This window comes from Desulfurivibrio dismutans (assembly GCF_029210385.1).
GTDB classification, from domain to species: domain Bacteria; phylum Desulfobacterota; class Desulfobulbia; order Desulfobulbales; family Desulfurivibrionaceae; genus Desulfurivibrio; species Desulfurivibrio dismutans.
Genome location: NZ_JARGDQ010000002.1, coordinates 224003 through 241339 on the forward strand (window position 1 = coordinate 224003; position 17337 = coordinate 241339).

Genomic DNA, 17337 nt, shown 5'->3' on the forward strand with positions numbered 1-17337 from the left:
AATCAGGCTGTTTGGGGGGTGGTTTTTTCTTTGACATGCCGGTCGGCAGCCGTTATTGACAAAAGTGTCGGCTTTTGAGGGGGAAGTTGCACCGGTTGTCGCTGATGCCCCTTTTTTGAAGGGTCGAGAAAAACAACTTCCTATCACCGCCCCCTGTATCACGCTAGGCAATAGAGGGGGTAGTGCCATTTTTTTGGCATGCTGGGCTCTGTTATTCAGTTTTATTGTGGAGGTTGATTTGAATACCTATTACATTTTCAAGATCGTTCATCTTACCGGGATATTTTTTGTATTCAGCGCCCTTGGTGGGCACATGTTCAGGGCGGCGATTGGTAGCAAAGAAGATAATCCGCTACCAAAGTTTATTGGCATGTTTCACAAGGTTGGACTCCTGATTGTGTTGCTTGGCGGCCTCGGCCTATTGATGCACTTCAGTAATATCCAGGCGTTTGGTTGGATCATTGTCAAGTTTTTTGTACTAGTAATGCTGGCAGTATGGCCACTGTATTTATATGGCACTAAGGAGAAGCTGCCCTGGTTAGGGGGCGCCGCTATTCTGTTTGGTTTGGTGGCCACGTTTTTTGCGTTGTATAAGCCTTTTTAACTCAACTTTCTGACTTGTGAAGTCGGAAAGTCAATAGTGGCACGAAAACCCTACGCAGCTTTTTGCAGTTGATAAAACCGGCGCTCACAGGCAGCCGGCGAAAGATAGCCGAACTCTTCTTGGTCATCCGGCAAGCCGGAATTGAAACTTGGAATTGACTTTGCGTTTGCCACCCCTCCTCCGGATCTTGACGCCTTGATGAACCGGCATCCGGCGTTTTCGTGCCCTGGACGAAGAAATGGGTAAGCCGGTGCGGATGACCGTCAGTTGTTTTGAGCACCGCCTGAGGAACAAGATTTTTTTGGTGCAAAGTTCGGTTGCCGAAGGCGCCGGAATGGACTATTGTCGGCAAAACTCAAGGGCGATTAGCTCAGCGGGAGAGCACTGCCTTCACACGGCAGGGGTCACTGGTTCGAACCCAGTATCGCCCACCATTTAGCCGGCCGGACAACTACCGCGACTCCGGCATCGATTTCCCCGTAATGCTCCCTTTTGAGGAGCGGTGATGCCGCCCCCTTTTTGAGAATAACCGCCCGTTTTTTCGTTTGACATCTTTTGGGTTTGGGGATATTTTATGTCGTTTGCAAGTGAAAGAGGCTGTCCAGCTTTTCTTATGGATGCAAAGGTAAACCACAGACGATCGACGAAAAGGCGGTGAAGGTTAAATGATCGAAGTTGAAGTCAGGGGTGATGTTGAGCATGCCATCCGCATTCTCAAGAAGAAGCTCCAACTCGACGGCATGAAAAAAGAGCTTAAAAGGCGCGAGTATTACGAAAAACCCAGCGCCAAACGCCGTCGCAAGACGGCGGAATCGCGGCGCAAGCTGCGGAAACTGATGTATAAAATGGAGCGGGACTAACCCGCTGTTCGGGGGCGGTGATCATGCCCAGCGGCCATGCAGCTTCCCGTCACGATCCCGCGGCCCGTTTTAAACGCCCCGGTGACCCGCTTTTTGAAGTGGTCACCGGGGCGTTGCCGTTTGTCCCTCCCCTGCTGGATTTTTTCCTCCAGTACCTGGCCGCCGAGCGGCGGCTGGCGGCCAATACCCTGGCCGCTTACCAGGCCGACCTGCTCTCCTTTTTTGCCTTTCTGGCCCGTCCGTCTTCGGGTTCGGGCAGCAGCAGGAAGCCGGTGGCGGTCGTGCCCATCACCGACATCAATCAGATCGGTCCCGAGCATCTGCGGGCCTATCTTGCCGCCTGTCAGCGCCAGGGGGTCGCGCCGCGCAGCAGCGCCCGCCGGATTTCCGCCCTGCGCGCCTTTTTTCGTTTTCTCCAGGCGGAGCAACTGCTCCAGCAGGACCCCAGTCTGCTGCTGGATCTGCCCAAGACCGGTCGGAGTTTGCCCAAGGTGCTCAGCAGTGCCGAGGTTGAGCGGCTGCTGACGCCGCCGGCCTCGCCTCCCTCTCCCCTGGCCTTGCGCAACCATGCCATGCTGCACCTGCTTTATGCCACCGGCATGCGGGTTTCCGAGTTGGTCAAGCTGCCGGTGGCGGCGGTCAGCCAGGCGGGGCATCTGCGGATTTTGGGCAAGGGCCGCAAGGAGCGGCTGGTACCCTTTGGCGAGGCGGCCCGCCAGGCCATGGCGGTCTATATCACCCAGTCCCGGCCCCGGCTGCTGAAACGGCGGCGCAGCGATTTTCTTTTCGTCACCGGCCGGGGCACGGCCATGACCCGCCTGCGGTTTTGGCAGATCGTGCGGGAAAGTGCCCGAACCTGCGGCATCAATCGCGAGATTAGCCCCCATGTGCTGCGCCACTCCTTTGCCACCCACCTGCTGGAACACGGTGCCGACCTGCGGGCGGTGCAGGTGATGCTGGGGCATGCCGACATCGCCACCACCCAGATCTACACCCACGTCGACACCGCTCGCCTCAAATCCATCCACCGTAAATTCCATCCCCGCGGCTGAATACTTTATCCACTTGCCGCCTGCCGCAAGGCTAAGTAGACTGGGCGGCATGGATCTGATAACCACCCACATCAACGCCGACTTCGATGCCGTGGCCTCCATGGTGGCGGCCAAGAAGCTCTATCCCGAGGCGGTGCTGGCCTTTGCCGGGGCCCAGGAGAAAAACCTGCGGGCTTTTTTCGCCCAGTCGGTGGATTACCTCTACGACTTTCAACGATTGAAAAATATCGACCTGACCAAGGTCAGCCGGTTAATCCTGGTAGATACCCGGCAGCCCTCGCGCCTGGGGGAACTCGCCCGCTGCTTGGCAAACCCCGGCCTGCAAGTGCATATTTTCGACCACCACCCCGAGGCTCCCGGCGACCTGCGGGGGGTGGTGGAGCATATCCGGCCGGTGGGTTCCACCACCACCATCATGGTGGAGCTGTTCCGGCAGCGCGGTATCGAACTGAGCCCCGAAGAGGCCACCCTGCTGGCCATGGGCCTTTATGAAGACACCGGTTCCTTTCATTTCGACACCACCACCCCCGAGGATATGCAGGCCGCCGCCTGGCTGCTGAGCCAGGGGGCCAACCTGCACACCGTCACCCAGTTCATCGCCCAGGAGCTAACCAGCGCCGAGGTTACCCTGCTGGGGGATCTGATCCGTTCCGCCACCACCTACACCATCCAGGGGCTGGATATCACCGTGGCCAAGGTGGACACCGAGGATTATTTCGACAACTTCGCGGTGGTGGTGCGCCGTTTCATGGTGATGGAAAACCTCAACACCCTGTTTGCCCTGGCCCGCATGGGGGAGCGGACCTACCTCATTGCCCGCAGCCGTATCCCCGAGGTCAACGTGGGTGAGATTGTGCGCGAGTTCGGCGGCGGTGGCCATGCCTCGGCGGCCTCGGCCACCATTAAAGAGTTGACCAACATCGAGGTGGAGGAAAAGCTGATCCAGGTGCTGCACAAACAGGTGCTCCCCCGCCGCCGGGCCGCCGACCTGATGAGCTCACCGGTGATCAGCGCCCGGCCCCATATCAACATCCGCCAGGCTGACGAGTTGCTCAACCGCTATAATATCACGGTGCTGCCGGTGGTGGACGACCGGCAGCAGGTGGTGGGCCTGATCTCCCGCCGGGTGGCGGGTAAGGCCATTCAGTTGGGGCTGGAAGAGCAGCCGGTCAACGACTACATGACCACCGATTTCGCCACCCTCACCGCCGCCGCCACCCTGGGCGACATCCAGGAGCTGATCATCGAGCACCGCCAGCGCATCATCCCGGTGGTGGACGGCCGCAACGGTGAACTGCAGGGGGTGATCACCCGCACCGACCTGCTCAACCTGCTGGTCAACGACCCCTCCCGGCTGCCCCGCGGTCTTTACAGCGAACAGTTGCCCTCCGGGGAGCGCCAGCGCAACCTGCAGAACCTGATGGTGGAACGGCTGGGCCGCCGTGTTGTGGTCCTGCTGCGGACTATCGGCGAGGTGGCCCAGGAACGGAAATACCACGCCTTCGCGGTGGGCGGCTTTGTCCGGGATCTGCTGCTGCAGGAAAAGAATTTCGATATCGACGTGGTTATCGAGGGCGACGGGGTGGTCTTTGCCAAAGACCTGGCCCAACGCCTGGGCGGCCGGGTGCGGGTGCATAAAAAATTCCAGACGGCGGTGGTCAAGCTGCCCGATGGTCTCAAGGTGGACGTGGCCACCGCCCGCCTGGAATACTACGACTACCCGGCAGCCCTGCCCACGGTGGAACTCTCATCCCTCAAACTAGACCTCTTTCGACGGGATTTCACCATCAACGCCATGGCCATCCATTTAAACCCGGACACCTTCGGCACCCTGATGGATTTTTTCAACAGCCAGAATGATCTTAAAGACCACAAGATCCGGGTGCTGCACAACTTGAGCTTTGTCGAAGACCCCACCCGCATCTTCCGGGCTATCCGCTTTGAGCAGCGGATGGGCTTTACCATCGGCCGCCACACCGAGCGGCTGATTAAAAACGCGGTGAGGATGAACCTCTACGACCGTTTTTTCGGCTACCGCTTCTTTGGCGAGTTGAAAGGCATCCTCAGCGAAGAAACCCCCCTGCCGGCCATTCGCCGGATGGCTAACCTGGGCCTTTTGCCCTTCCTGCACCCGCGCCTGAAGCTGGAGCCCCGGCTGGCCAAAACCCTGGACGAGGCCCAGGCCGCCCTCTCCTGGTACCAGTTGCTCTACCGGGACGAAGTATGCCGCAACTGGCTGGTCTACCTGCTGGCCCTTACCGTTAACCTCAAACGGAGCGAATTGCAGGATTTCTGCCGACGCTTTGAAGTGCCGGAGCGGAGCCGACAGCAGTTGCTGGGGGAAAAAACCGCCGCCCAACAGGCGGCCACCGTGTTGCGTCGCGCTCTGCCGGACAGCAACAGCGGCATCTACCACCTGCTCTCCGGGCTCGGCCCGGAGGGGTTGCTTTATCTACTGGCCATCAGTCGGAAAAAGGCAGCGAAAAAGGCGATTTCCCTATATGTTACCGAGCTGAGTTCGGTGCGCCCGGAACTCAACGGCCACGATCTCAAGGTGCTGGGATACCGGCCCGGCCCGGTGTTCCGGCAGATCCTCGACCAACTGCTGGATGCTCGCCTGGACGGCCAGGTGAAAAACCGGGAAGAAGAACTGGTTTTTGTGCGGCGAAATTTTCCGCCGGCGAAGTGAGGTTTGCTGCGAAAAAATGAAGTTCACGATGAAAATACCATATACCCCGACCTTTACCCTGGCCGACCTGCGGCAGGTGCTGGTCAATCTGCTGATGCTGGCCGCCGGCGGCACAATCTGCGCGGTGGCGGTCAACGGCATCATCATTCCCCACGAGTTTGCCGCCAGCAGCGCCACCGGTCTGACCCTGATCATCAAAGAACTGGTGCCGGCCATGGACGTCGGGGTGATCTACATGCTGCTCAATATCCCCCTCTTTCTGGGGGCGATGATGGCGGTGGGTCGCCGCTTCTTCTTCTACAGCCTGGCCGGCACCATCATCTTCTCCCTGGCCCTGGCCTTTGTCCACGTCGACCTGAGGGTGGAAAACGACATCCTGGCGGCGGTGTTCGCCGGGATTATCATCGGTATCGGCGGCGGCATCACCCTGCGCTCCCAGGGCTCCGCCGGTGGCGCCGACATCCTGTCGGTGATGCTGATGAAGCGCTTTTCCATCCCCCTGGGCACCACGGTGCTGGCCCTGAACCTGGTGGTGCTGTCGCTGACGGCGGTGGTTTTCTCCCTGGATGCGGCCCTTTATACCCTGATCCAGATCTACGTGGCGGCCAAGCTGATTGACCTGGTGGTCACCGGTTTGAGCCAGCGCAAGGAGGTCATGATCATCTCCAAGCACTGGCCGGAGATTAACCGTGAGATTTTGCGCGACCTGCGCCGGGGTACCACCATCATCCCCGCCCGGGGCGGCTTTTCCGGCAGCGAGGAAAACATGCTGTACGCGGTGGTCAACTTCCAGGAGATCGGCCAGCTCAAGACCATGATCCGCACCATCGACCCCGACGCCTTCGTGGTGGTTACCGAGACCATGGAAGTAATGAACTACCGCATAGGCAACCAACCTCACTGGTGAAAAACGTTCAGCAGCACCGCATCTTGCGGCGATCGGCCCGGCTTGCGTACTGGAGTACGCGGCGCCGGGCCGCTTGCCGCAAGCTGCGGCACTGCTGAACGTTTTTCGCGTGGGTAGGGTGATTGGGGGAAACTGGAAAGAACTGCTGAACGTTTTTTGCTTGGGCAGGGTGGTGACTGGGGGAAACAGGAAAGGGTTGTTCAGGCCGCAATGCCTTTGGGTGGCAACTTCCAAGGGGCGTTCCCGGGTGGGATGCGGTTGGTTTTTTCGCGGGTTCGTCCTCCGGACGCCTCGGAGGCGGGCGTCAGCCCGCCGAGAATGAGCGAAAAAACAACCGCATCCCACCCCCAAACGGGGCGGTCAGTGGAAGCAAAAACCAACCCATCCCACTCCAAACGGGCAGTCAGTGGATACGCATAACCAAACCAGGCATCATTCAGTCGCGGTGAGCTTCTGCTGGATCTCCTGGGGTACCGGGGCGTATTCCCGGAAGCTGCAGCGGAAGCTGGCCCGGCCCTGGGTCAGGGATTTCAAGGTGGTGGAGTAGCGATGCTGCTCGGCCAGGGGGGTGATGGCCTTGATCAACTGGTAGCGCCCCTGGGACTCCATGCCGCTGATCATCGAGCGGCGGCTCTGCAGGTCGCTCATCACGTCGCCCATCAGATCCTCCGGCACCATTACCTCCATGTCGTACAGGGGCTCCAGCACCAGCGGGTTGGCATTGCGGAAGGCCTCTTTGAAGGCCTGGGCGCCGGCGATCTTAAACGAAATGTCGTTGGAATCCACCTGGTGCATCTTGCCGTCGAACACCATCACCCGCACATCCCGCACGTACGAGCCGGTCATCGGCCCTTCCTGCATCTTTTCCATCACCCCTTTCAGGATCGACGGCAGAAACTTGGCATCAATCACCCCGCCGACAATACAGTTGTAAAAGACCAGCTTGCCGCCCCAGGGCAGATCAATCTCATCTTTGCCCCGCACCGTGAGATCGGTGGGGTCGTCCATTCCTTCCTCGTGGGGCTCGATGCGCAGGTGCACCTCGGCAAACTGGCCGGAGCCGCCGGACTGCTTCTTGTGCCGATAGGTGGCGGTGGCCGCCTTACGGATGGTCTCCCGGTAGGGAATTTTGGGCTCGATAAACTCAACCTTGATACCGTAAATATTTTCCAGCCGCCACTTGACCAGGTTGAGGTGCAGCTCGCCCTGGCCCCACAGAATCAACTGCCGCAACTCCGGTGAGAGCTCGGCCTTGATGGTGGGATCCTCGGCCTGGATCTCCCTTAGGGCCTCGCCCAGCTTGTCGTCGTCCTTCTTGTCGGCGGCCGCCACCGCAGTACGGATGCGGGGCTCGGGGAAGTCGATGGGCTTCAGGCTGATCGGGAAATCCTTGCCGTGCAGGGTGTGGTTGGTTTTGGTGCCCTTCATCTTCAGGGTGGCGCCCAGGTCGCCGGCCACCAGCTTGCTCACCGGCTGGCGGTTTTTGCCGGACATGATGAACAACTGGTTGAGTCGCTCGGTCTCGCCAGTGTCACCGTTAACGAGATCCATCCCCTCGCTGATTTCGCCGGAGCAGACCTTGAAAAAGGTGATCTTGCCGAGAAACTGCTCCATTAAAGTCTTGAAAACGAAAACCACTGGCGGCCCGGCCGGATCGCAGGGCAGTTCCCGGTCATCGGCGGTCTTTTCCGGGGCCATCTCGGTGGCCGAGGGGGCCACGTTGTCGATGAAACCCATCATCCGGCCGCTGCCCATATTGCGCTTGGCCGACAGGCAAAAGATGGGAAAAACCTCGCGGTTCAGCATGCCTATCTTGAGGCCCTGGCGCATCTCGTCCTCATCCAGGCTGCCCTTTTCAAAGTAGAGTTCCATCAACTCTTCGTCGTTTTCCGCCGCCTTCTCCACCAGCTGGTTGTGCCATTCGGCGGCCCGTTCTTTTTCCGCCTCGGGAATGGCCAGCTTTTCCGGCTTGCCGCCCTCGGGGGGGAATTTGTACATGGTCATCTTCAACAGATCGATGATGCAGTCAAAGCCGTCGCCCTCGTTCAAGGGGTACTGCATGAGGATGGCCGCCGGCCCGAAACTCTCCTGGATGGCCTCCACGGCACTGAAAAAGTCGGACTTGGGATGGTCCACCTGGTTGACCGCAAACATGGCCGGAATCCGGTGGCTTTCAGTATAGTTCCAGGTCAACTCGGTGCCCACCTCCACCCCGTACTGGGCGTTGATCAGCATCACCGCGGTGTCGGCCACCCGTAGGGCGGAGAAGGTTTCCCCGACAAAATCATCCAGCCCCGGGGTGTCGATGATGTTAATCTTGTAATCCCGCCAGTCGGTGTGCAGCAGGGTGGCGTAAACCGAGTTGCCCCGCTGATGCTCGATTTCATGAAAATCGGAAATGGTGTTCTTATCCTCCACCGTGCCTCGCCGCTGGGAGAGCCCGGCCTCGAAAACCATGGTTTCGGCCAGGGTGGTTTTGCCGGATTTGACGCTGCCGAGCAGCACAATGTTTTTAATGTACTTGTCGTCATAGAGCTTCATGGGGCACCTCTCTTGCGGTGAAGGTTGATGGCCTCGCAAAAACCCGCCAAGCATGTTGGTCGGTAATGCGCAAACAAGTAGCTGCAAAGTGTGCCCTGTCGGCGCGGCCGCTTTTGCGGCGCCGGCAAGGTTGGTGGACGAAAGCTTGACTTAGGATTGACCGGTACAAACATATCTTATACTCTTTACCCGCAACTACGCCGAGCTGGCAAGACAACTTTCCTTTTTTTGTCGGCTGGCTCAAAACCTCTGCTTTTGGGAGAAGCTGTGCCATGAACCAGAAAAAATTTCGGGCCCTGCTGGTAAGCGAAGAAAACGGCTCTTTCGAGCGCCGGATAGTGACCAGAGAGCTGACAGATCTGCCGGACCATGAGGTACTGGTCCGGGTTTTATATTCGTCCCTCAACTATAAGGATGCTTTGTCGGCCAGCGGCAACCGGGGAGTGACCAGGCGCTATCCCCACACCCCGGGGATTGATGCCGCCGGGGTGGTGGAGGAAAGCCGGAGTGCGGATTTTCAGCTCGGAGACGAGGTGGTGGTTTCCTGCTATGACTTGGGGATGAACACTCCCGGTGGGCTCGGCGAGTATATCCGGGTGCCGGCGGCTTGGGTGATGCCACGGCCGGCGGCATTGAGTCTGCGCCAGTGCATGATTTACGGCACCGCCGGTTTTACCGCCGCCCAGTGTGTGGCCCGGCTGGTTGATTTTCCAGTGCGTCCGGAAGACGGGAAAATCCTGGTGACCGGGGCCACCGGTGGGGTCGGTATTCTGGCTTTGGCCATGCTGGCCAAGCTTGGTTACCGGATTTGTGCGGTCAGTGGTAAAGCGGAGCAGGCGGCCAGGTTGACCAGGCTTGGTGCTGAGCAGGTGCTGGGCCGCGAAGAAGCGGTTGATGAAAGCGGCCGGATGCTGCTCAAGGGGCGTTGGGCTGGGGTGGTGGATACTGTAGGCGGGCCGATTCTGGCCACCGCCATTAAATCCTGCCGCTACAATGGCCTGGTGACTTGCTGCGGCAACGCTGCCTCGCCGGATTTGACCCTAAATGTCTATCCTTTCATTTTGCGTGGCGTTACTTTGGCCGGGATCGACAGTGCCCAATGCCCCATGCCTCGGCGCCGGCAATTATGGCGGCGGCTGGCCGACCAGTGGCAGGTTGATGCGGTGGAAGAGTTGGTTGAAGAGATTACTTTGGCGGAGGTGGATGGAAAAATTGCCGCCATGCTGAAGGGCCGCCACCATGGTCGAATTGTCGTTAATATAAATGGATAGCGGCAGATGAAAATTTTTTGTAAAATGCTTTCTGTTTTTTAGTAGCTGATGTTATAAATTGCACCAAGACCTTGCTTCTTGCCCAAGATTGACTTACTATGAACATAACAGTACCGATTACTATTTGCCTTGCTGCAAGTTAAAACCGGCTGTCGCGTTTTCGTAAAACGCTTTACACATAAATAAACAAAAAAACAGGGAGGAAACCATGTCCCTTGGAACAGCGTTAAGAGTAACCAAGCAACGGCAGGTTCTGCTGGATGAACTTTGCAAGGTCCGCACGCACCCCACGGCTGACGAGCTTTACCAGATGGCCAGAAAGCGCTTGCCGCGGATCAGCCTGGGAACAGTGTATCGCAACCTGGAGTTGATGGCTGAAAACGGCATGATTCAAAAACTGGCCGTCGGCGGCACCCAGAAACGCTTTGACGGCAATGCCGTCCCTCACTATCACGTCCGTTGTCTCAAATGTGATCGGGTGGATGATTTGGATCTGTCGCTGGAGTTGGATGTTGAGCAGCTGGCTCGCGGGCATACCGATTTTACGATACAGCGGTACAGTCTGGAGTTTTCCGGGCTTTGCCCCGAGTGTGCCGGAAAGTAAAAACTCCGGTTACATTCTACCCACCCCCCCCATCAGTCCATCTGCTTGTCGGTTGCGGGCCGCCGGCGGCCACGCGTAGTTGCATCTCGCTTTTGACTGGAATTTCCTGACAGGCTAAGCTAGACTACAACCATTATCAACCCCCCCCCCAAATTTCCGGAGATTGCAAGATGAAATCATTGAAAGGCACGCTAACGGAAAAGAATATTCTCACCGCTTTTGCCGGTGAATCCCAGGCCCGTAACCGTTATACTTATTTTGCCGCACAGGCCAAAAAGGAAGGTTATGTGCAGATTTCCGCCGCTTTTGAGGAAACCGCCAACCACGAAAAAGAACATGCCAAGCGGCTTTTTAAACTGTTGGAAGGCGGTGAGGTGGAGATCAGTGGGTCATTTCCCGCCGGGGTGATTGCCACCACGGTGGAAAATCTGGCTGCGGCGGCCGGCGGCGAAAATCATGAATATAAAGAGATGTACCCCAGCTTTGCCAAGGTCGCCCGGGAAGAGGGTTTTGATGAAATCGCCGATATCTTTTCCAGCATTGCCATGGCCGAGGTCTTCCACGAAAAACGTTTTTTGGCGTTTAAAGCCAATATCGAAGCGGGCCGGGTTTTCAAGCGGGAGCAGGAAACGGCCTGGAAATGTCGCAACTGCGGCTATAACCACCATGGCGCTGCCGCTCCGGACCGTTGCCCGGCCTGTGATCATGCCCAGGCCCACTTCGAACTGTTGAAAGAAAATTGGTAACGGAGGCTAAGGTGGCCAAGCAACTTGAAGTTTACAAATGTGATCTGTGCGGCAATATCGTGGAAGTGTTGCATGCCGGGCAGGGCCAGTTGGTATGTTGTGGCCAGCCCATGCGCTTGATGACTGAAAATACCGTGGATGCGGCCCAGGAAAAGCACGTGCCGGTGATTGAAAAGGTCGAGGCCGGATACCTGGTCAAGGTTGGTTCGGTGGCTCATCCCATGGAGGAAAAGCACTTCATTGAATGGATCGAGCTGTTGGCCGACGACAGGGTTTATCGTCAGTTCCTGCCGCCCGGTCAGGCCCCGGAGGCCTTTTTCCCGGTTGACGCGGCCCAGGTCAGCGCCCGGGAGTATTGCAACCTCCACGGTCTCTGGAAGGTTTAAGCGGCCATTAGCACCGCATCTTCGGGCGATCGGTCCGGCTTGCGTACCGGAGTACGCGGCGCCGGTCCGCTTGCCCGAATCTGCGGCACTACTCGCCGCTTAAACGGTTAGCAAGGAATCGTTCCCCGGGAGCTTGCTGGTAAATTGTCCTTAATTGTCCTTAAACGTTAAGGCAGTGCCGCACTGGCGGGGCCGGTTAGTTTTTTGACCGGGCTCCTGGGAAAACCTTATTGCAGAGGTGGCTTTTTATGAAAGCGGTCGAGATCAAGCCGGATATTTTCTGGGTGGGCGCGGTGGACTGGAACAACCGTGACTTTCATGGTTATTCCATCAAGAAGGGCACCACCTACAACGCCTACCTGGTGCGGGACGAGAAGACGGTTTTGTTTGATACCGTGCGCCAGGGTTTTAAAGGTGATCTGCTGCACCATCTGCGCCAGTTGATCGAACCGGAGAAGATCGACTATATTGTGGTCAACCACGTGGAGCTGGATCATTCCGGCTGTCTGCCGGAACTCATCGAGCTGATCAAGCCGGAGAAGATTTTTTGTTCTCCCATGGGGAAAAAGGTACTGCTGGAGCACTTTCACCGGCCCGACTGGCCCCTCGAAGTGGTCAAGACCGGCGACCAGATCGAGCTTGGCCGGCGCACCGTGCGTTTTATTGAAACCCGGATGCTGCACTGGCCGGACAGCATGTTTTCCTATATTCCGGAGGAAAAGCTGCTGATCTCCAGCGACGCCTTCGGCCAGCACTGGGCCACCTCCCAGCGTTTCGACGACGAGGTGGATCAGGCCGAACTGCTGGCCCATTCCGCCAAGTATTATGCCAATATCCTGCTGCTTTATTCGCCGTTGGTGGAAAAGTTGCTGGCCCAGGTGCAGGCCGATGGTTTGGAGATCGAGATGATCGCCCCGGACCACGGCCTGATCTGGCGGCGCAATCCGTCCGCCATCCTGGAGGCATACCAGCGCTGGAGCAGCCAGCAGGCTCGCTCCAAGGCGGTCATCATTTACGACAGCATGTGGCACAGCACGGAAAAGATGGCCAAGGCGGTGCTCAGCGGCCTGCAGGACGAGGGGATCAAGGAGATCAGCCTGCTGCACGCCCGCAAGAACCACCGCAGCGACATCATGACCGAGGTGCTGGAGGCCGGGGCGGTGATCTTGGGCTCGGCCACCCTCAACAACAACATCATGCCGGCCATGGCCGATGTGCTGACCTACATGAAAGGTCTGCGTCCCAAAAACAAAATTGGAGCCGCTTTTGGTTCTTTTGGCTGGAGCGGCGAGGCGGTCAAACATTTGAACGGCTACCTGGAGGAGATGGGGGTTGAGTTGGTGGGCGAAGGGGTGCGGATCAAAAACGTTCCCACCCACGAAACCCTGGCCGACTGTGTGGAGTTGGGGCACAGCATCGCCCGGGCGCTGAATGGGACTGCGGGCCGTTAAGCAACAGGTGCTGGCGCTGCTGGCTGAGGCTGGACCTCTGCCGGAAGTTGACTATTCCGGCCGGCCCGAGGCGCTGCTGGCGGTCCGGGATGCCGAGGCGGCGGCTGATGTGACCCTGCCGGTGGCGCCGGAGTTGGCCGACAAACTGGCGGCCTTACCTTGGCATCAGGTGTTGAAAGTCCTTCTTTCCTTGTTTTGCCACAATGAACCGGCCTTCCGCTGGCGGGCGGTGAGCCTGCTGGGGCCGTTGGTGGCTGAGCTGGCGGAGCAGGATATGGAAGCGGCTCGGGTGATGATGCGTCGCCTGATGTGGAGCCTTAACGACGAGTCCGGCGGGATCGGCTGGGGGGCCCCCGAGGCCATGGCCGAGTGCCTGGTTTGGCACGCGGGCCTGGCCGAGGAGTATGGCCATATTCTGGTTTCTTTTATGCGCGAAGACGGTTTTTTTCTTGAATATCCGCCCTTGCAGCGGGGACTGATGTGGGGCCTGGGGCGCCTGGCGGCGGTGCGGCCGCAACTGCTGCGGCAAAAAAAGGCGCCGGACTATCTCTTGCCTTATCTCTCCTCCCCCGATGCCGCCGTCCGCGGTTTGGCCGCCCGTGCCCTTGGGCTGCTGCAAACCGTTGCCGCCCGGCAACCTCTGCAGGCGCTGCTAGTTGATCGGGCGCCGGTAATTTATTATCATCGCGAACGTCTGCTGACTGTCACCGTGGCTGACTTGGCCGCTGTCGCTGTACGGCGACTGGCCTGAGGCTCGAATCTGGCCAGCGATAAGGCTGGAAACTCACGCCCTGCCTGTCTTTTGCCAAAATCCCTTGACATTCCGACGGTATCTCCAGTAAACGTCTCTGGTACCAATGGGGCCGCAATTATCGTGGCTCTATCCCGGCGCTTTGGCGTGCCGGTTAATTTTTACTTTCTGGCGGCTTATGAACTTTCAAGACATCATTTTTGCCCTGGGTAACTACTGGGCGGAAAAAGGTTGTGCGATTCAGCAACCCTACGACATGGAAGTGGGGGCCGGTACTTTTCATCCCGCCACCCTGTTGCGGGCCCTGGGGCCGGAGCCCTGGAGTACGGCTTACGTGCAGCCTTCCCGACGGCCCACCGACGGGCGCTACGGTGAGAACCCCAACCGGCTGCAGCATTACTATCAGTATCAGGTGATCATCAAACCCTCACCGCCCGATATTCAGGAGATGTATATCGAAAGCCTGACCCGCTTTGGGCTTGACCCGCTGGGGCATGATATCCGTTTCGTCGAGGATGATTGGGAGTCCCCCACCCTGGGCGCTTCCGGTCTGGGTTGGGAAGTTTGGCTGGATGGTATGGAGATCACCCAGTTTACTTATTTTCAGCAGGCCGGCAGCCTGGAGTTGCATCCGGTTACGGTGGAGGTGACTTATGGCCTTGAACGGATAGCCATGTACCTGCAGGGTGTGGAAAGCGTTTACGATATCTCCTGGAATGGTCGGCTCAGTTACGGCGATATCTTTCTCCAGGCTGAAAAGGAGTTTTCCGCCTTTAATTTTGAACACGCCAGCGTACCCAAGCTGTTGGATTTTTTTGCCGCCTACGAGTCCGAGGCCTTTCGCTTGCTGGATCTTGACTTGATCCTGCCTGCCTACGATTATTGCCTGAAGTGTTCCCACACCTTCAACCTGCTTGATGCCCGCAAAGCGATCAGTGTGGCCGAGCGGACCCGTTATATCGGCCGTATTCGCAATATTGCCCGGCGGGTGGCGGAGCAGTACGTGGCGCGGCGGGAAGCTCTGGGCTTTCCCCTGCTGTCCGGGCAAAAGCAGTGAAGGAGTGTAACTGTCCAGTAGCACCCCATCTTGCGGCGATCAGATCGGCTTGAGTACCTGATGTACGGTACGCCGACTTGGTTTACCGCAACCTGGGGCACTGCTGAACAGTTACATGCCGGAATGAGCTGGATAATTACAAAGGAATAAGGGAATTGAGATATTTTTGAAATGGCGGAAGTGCATGGGAATCGAACCCACCCACCAGGCTGTTAACCCGGTGCACCGGATTTGAAGTCCGGGAGGGCCACCAGTGCCCTTTCCACTTCCGCAATGCCTGACAGGATAGCTTGTTCCGTAACGGGCTACAATGTTTTTCCCGCCAGGTCGAAGAAAAATTACATTTTTGCGGTAACCGTCCAGCCTATTCTGTGGGATGTTGCTGGGAGTTACTTTTACCAAGTCATCAAGGTCAGTAAGGAGCACGTTCCGGTATGGAATGCCAGCGTTTACAGAAACTACTAAAAAACTGGTATCTGCAAGTGCAGAGCGAAGCCATGGCCCCGGGCCGGATGATGGCCTTTATGGACGATCACCTGCTGGAGTGCGAGGTTTGTCTGGGCGACCCCAAAGTGCGGGAGGAGGCTGACCGGATCAGGGCCATGATTATGCCGCCGGTCAAAACCGGCAAGTCGGCCGATGACGAAAGCGCCGATGGACAGGCTGAATCGGACGAACCGGAAGATGCCGACAATGAAGATGATGAGGACTTGGATGAAGATGATGAAGAGGATGAAATCTGAGCAGCACTAAGAAAAAAATCAGCAAAGGAAGGAACGAAATGTCAGTATTACTTTGTGGTTCTTACGCTTATGACACCATCATGGTTTTTCCCGATAAGTTTAAGAATCATATCATTCCGGACAAGGTTCATATCCTGAACGTATCTTTTCTGGTGCCTCAGATGCGCCGGGAGTTTGGCGGTTGCGCCGGCAATATTGCCTACAATCTGCAGTTGTTGGGGGGCAGTCCCCTGCCCATGGCCACTGTGGGGGCGGATTTCGGTCCCTATGCCGAGTGGATGGACCGGCATGGCATCAGCCGGCGGCATATCAAGGTGATTGACGGCACCTATACCGGTCAGGCTTTTATTACCACCGACATGGATGACAACCAGATCACCGCCTTTCACCCTGGAGCCATGGGCGAAGCCCATCAGCAGCTGGTCAGCGAGGCTGAAGGGGTGAGCATCGGTATCGTCTCCCCCGACGGCCGTGATGGGATGATCCAGCACGCCGAGCAGTTTGCCGCCGCTGGTATTCCTTTTATATTTGATCCCGGCCAGGGTATGCCGATGTTTGACGGCAATGATCTCAATCGCTTCATCGACCAGGCCACCTATGCCACCCTTAATGACTACGAAGCCCAGCTGCTTTGTGAACGCACCGGTAAATCCCTGGAAGAGTTGGCCAGCAATCTACAGGCCCTGATCGTTACCCTGGGCGGTGAGGGCTCAAGGATTTACACCGGCGGCAAGTGCATCGAAATTCCACCGGCCCGGATCAGTGAGGCCAATGATCCCACCGGCTGTGGTGACGCATACCGGGCCGGGCTGCTGTACGGGCTGGAAAAAGGGTTGGACTGGGAGACCACCGGACGTATCGCCGCCCTCTGCGGCGCGATTAAAATCGAGCAGTATGGCACCCAGAACCACCATTTCACCATGGACGAGTTCAAGGCCCGTTACCAGGAGAGCTTCGGTTCAGCATTTTAAGTAAGCCCGGTTTGGGGTGCCATAAAAAAGCAATCACAGGTTTTGGCCCTTGACTGCTTATAAAAAAAGCTCCCGCGTCTGGCAAGACGCGGGAGCTTTTTTTATGTCAGCAAGACGCCCAAACGGCGACTTGCAATAATTGATGGTGGCGATGCAGGGACTTGAACCCCGGACGCTGCGGATATGAGCCGCATGCTCTAACCAACTGAGCTACATCGCCGTAGGACTTGGGGAAAAGACGCCTCTATATGGTAAATTTTGCCGCCGTTGTCAACCAATTTATGCCGCTAGAGGAAAGCCACAAAAAAAAGGAAGAAGGAGTGACTCCTTCTTCCTTTTACCCGACAGCCTGAAAAGAGGGTCGGTTCAGCCGGTCTTATACACAGCCGGTGGGCTTGGGCAGGCCGGCCATTTTGCAGGCTCCCTTACCAGGTCCTGAGGGGAACAACTCGTAGATCCGCTTCAGCGGGAAGCCGGTGGTCTTGGACAGGATCCGGACCATCGGGGCGATGCCGTTCTTTTTGAAGTAGTCCTGAAGGATGTCGATGATTTTGCGGTGCTCGTCGGTCAGCTCTTCGATGCCTTCGATGCTCTTCACGTAATCAACCCACTCTTCACTCCACTCCTCCATCCCCTTGGTCAGGAAGCCGTCCTCGTCCACATTGAAGGTCTTTCCCTTATGCTCTACTGTTGCCATTGTGTTC

The 17337-nt window shown here is 57.6% G+C and carries 16 protein-coding genes and 3 tRNA genes; 15 read left to right on the forward strand and 4 right to left on the reverse strand.

The window, feature by feature from the left end:
* Positions 1 to 55 precede the first annotated feature (55 nt).
* The 6 genes from P0N66_RS02970 (at position 56) to P0N66_RS02995 (ending at position 6112) form a co-directional block, all read left to right on the forward strand.
* Positions 56 to 604, forward strand: coding sequence for a hypothetical protein (locus P0N66_RS02970; protein WP_275802508.1), 549 nt, complete (start codon positions 56 to 58; stop codon positions 602 to 604).
* A gap of 359 nt (positions 605 to 963) precedes the next feature.
* Positions 964 to 1038: transfer RNA gene (locus P0N66_RS02975), tRNA-Val, on the forward strand.
* A gap of 231 nt (positions 1039 to 1269) precedes the next feature.
* Positions 1270 to 1464, forward strand: a complete 195-nt coding sequence (gene rpsU / locus P0N66_RS02980) for a 30S ribosomal protein S21 (RefSeq protein WP_275802509.1) — start codon at positions 1270 to 1272, stop codon at positions 1462 to 1464.
* A 23-nt stretch (positions 1465 to 1487) separates the two neighbouring features.
* Complete coding sequence (gene xerD / locus P0N66_RS02985; protein ID WP_275802510.1) at positions 1488 to 2516, forward strand: site-specific tyrosine recombinase XerD; 1029 nt, start codon at positions 1488 to 1490, stop codon at positions 2514 to 2516.
* Positions 2517 to 2565: 49 nt separating this feature from the next.
* On the forward strand, positions 2566 to 5205 hold the full coding sequence (locus P0N66_RS02990) for a CBS domain-containing protein (RefSeq protein WP_275802511.1): 2640 nt from the start codon (positions 2566 to 2568) through the stop codon (positions 5203 to 5205).
* Between the two features lie 28 nt (positions 5206 to 5233).
* The gene (locus P0N66_RS02995) at positions 5234 to 6112 is read left to right on the forward strand and encodes a YitT family protein (protein WP_275802512.1); all 879 of its coding nucleotides are present in this window, start codon (positions 5234 to 5236) and stop codon (positions 6110 to 6112) included.
* A gap of 432 nt (positions 6113 to 6544) precedes the next feature.
* Here the strand turns inward: P0N66_RS02995 and P0N66_RS03000 are convergent, their stop codons facing one another.
* On the reverse strand, positions 6545 to 8653 hold the full coding sequence (locus P0N66_RS03000; RefSeq protein WP_275802513.1) for an elongation factor G: 2109 nt from the start codon (positions 8651 to 8653) through the stop codon (positions 6545 to 6547).
* Between the two features lie 272 nt (positions 8654 to 8925).
* Between P0N66_RS03000 and P0N66_RS03005 the strand changes: the two genes are divergently transcribed.
* From P0N66_RS03005 to glyQ, 7 genes are all read left to right on the forward strand, one after another.
* The gene (locus tag P0N66_RS03005) at positions 8926 to 9924 is read left to right on the forward strand and encodes a YhdH/YhfP family quinone oxidoreductase (RefSeq protein WP_275802514.1); all 999 of its coding nucleotides are present in this window, start codon (positions 8926 to 8928) and stop codon (positions 9922 to 9924) included.
* A gap of 208 nt (positions 9925 to 10132) precedes the next feature.
* Positions 10133 to 10528, forward strand: a complete 396-nt coding sequence (locus P0N66_RS03010; RefSeq protein WP_275802515.1) for a Fur family transcriptional regulator — start codon at positions 10133 to 10135, stop codon at positions 10526 to 10528.
* Between the two features lie 170 nt (positions 10529 to 10698).
* Positions 10699 to 11274, forward strand: coding sequence for a rubrerythrin (gene rbr, locus P0N66_RS03015; protein WP_275802516.1), 576 nt, complete (start codon positions 10699 to 10701; stop codon positions 11272 to 11274).
* Between the two features lie 11 nt (positions 11275 to 11285).
* Complete coding sequence (locus P0N66_RS03020) at positions 11286 to 11660, forward strand: desulfoferrodoxin (protein WP_275802517.1); 375 nt, start codon at positions 11286 to 11288, stop codon at positions 11658 to 11660.
* A gap of 248 nt (positions 11661 to 11908) precedes the next feature.
* A complete protein-coding gene (locus tag P0N66_RS03025) occupies positions 11909 to 13111 on the forward strand; it encodes an FprA family A-type flavoprotein (RefSeq protein ID WP_275802518.1) in 1203 nt (400 codons plus the stop codon).
* Entirely contained in the window at positions 13092 to 13862 is a 771-nt protein-coding gene (locus P0N66_RS03030) for a DVU0298 family protein (protein WP_275802519.1), read from the forward strand. The genes P0N66_RS03025 and P0N66_RS03030 overlap by 20 nt, the downstream gene beginning before the upstream one ends.
* Before the next feature lie 178 nt (positions 13863 to 14040).
* Positions 14041 to 14919: a glycine--tRNA ligase subunit alpha gene (gene glyQ, locus P0N66_RS03035; protein ID WP_275802520.1), complete on the forward strand. Its 879-nt coding sequence runs from the start codon at positions 14041 to 14043 to the stop codon at positions 14917 to 14919.
* A gap of 172 nt (positions 14920 to 15091) precedes the next feature.
* Here the strand turns inward: glyQ and P0N66_RS03040 are convergent.
* Positions 15092 to 15189, reverse strand: a tRNA-Sec gene (locus tag P0N66_RS03040).
* A gap of 164 nt (positions 15190 to 15353) precedes the next feature.
* On the opposite strand from P0N66_RS03040, the gene P0N66_RS03045 reads away from it, so the two are divergent.
* Together P0N66_RS03045 and P0N66_RS03050 are read left to right on the forward strand one after the other, a co-directional pair.
* Positions 15354 to 15662: a hypothetical protein gene (locus P0N66_RS03045; RefSeq protein WP_275802521.1), complete on the forward strand. Its 309-nt coding sequence runs from the start codon at positions 15354 to 15356 to the stop codon at positions 15660 to 15662.
* 38 nt (positions 15663 to 15700) lie between these two features.
* On the forward strand, positions 15701 to 16633 hold the full coding sequence (locus P0N66_RS03050; protein WP_275802522.1) for a carbohydrate kinase family protein: 933 nt from the start codon (positions 15701 to 15703) through the stop codon (positions 16631 to 16633).
* Positions 16634 to 16776: 143 nt separating this feature from the next.
* Here P0N66_RS03050 and P0N66_RS03055 read toward each other — a convergent pair.
* A tRNA-Met gene (locus tag P0N66_RS03055) sits at positions 16777 to 16853 on the reverse strand.
* A gap of 156 nt (positions 16854 to 17009) precedes the next feature.
* The gene (locus tag P0N66_RS03060; RefSeq protein ID WP_013164234.1) at positions 17010 to 17330 is read right to left on the reverse strand and encodes a TusE/DsrC/DsvC family sulfur relay protein; all 321 of its coding nucleotides are present in this window, start codon (positions 17328 to 17330) and stop codon (positions 17010 to 17012) included.
* Positions 17331 to 17337 lie beyond the last annotated feature (7 nt).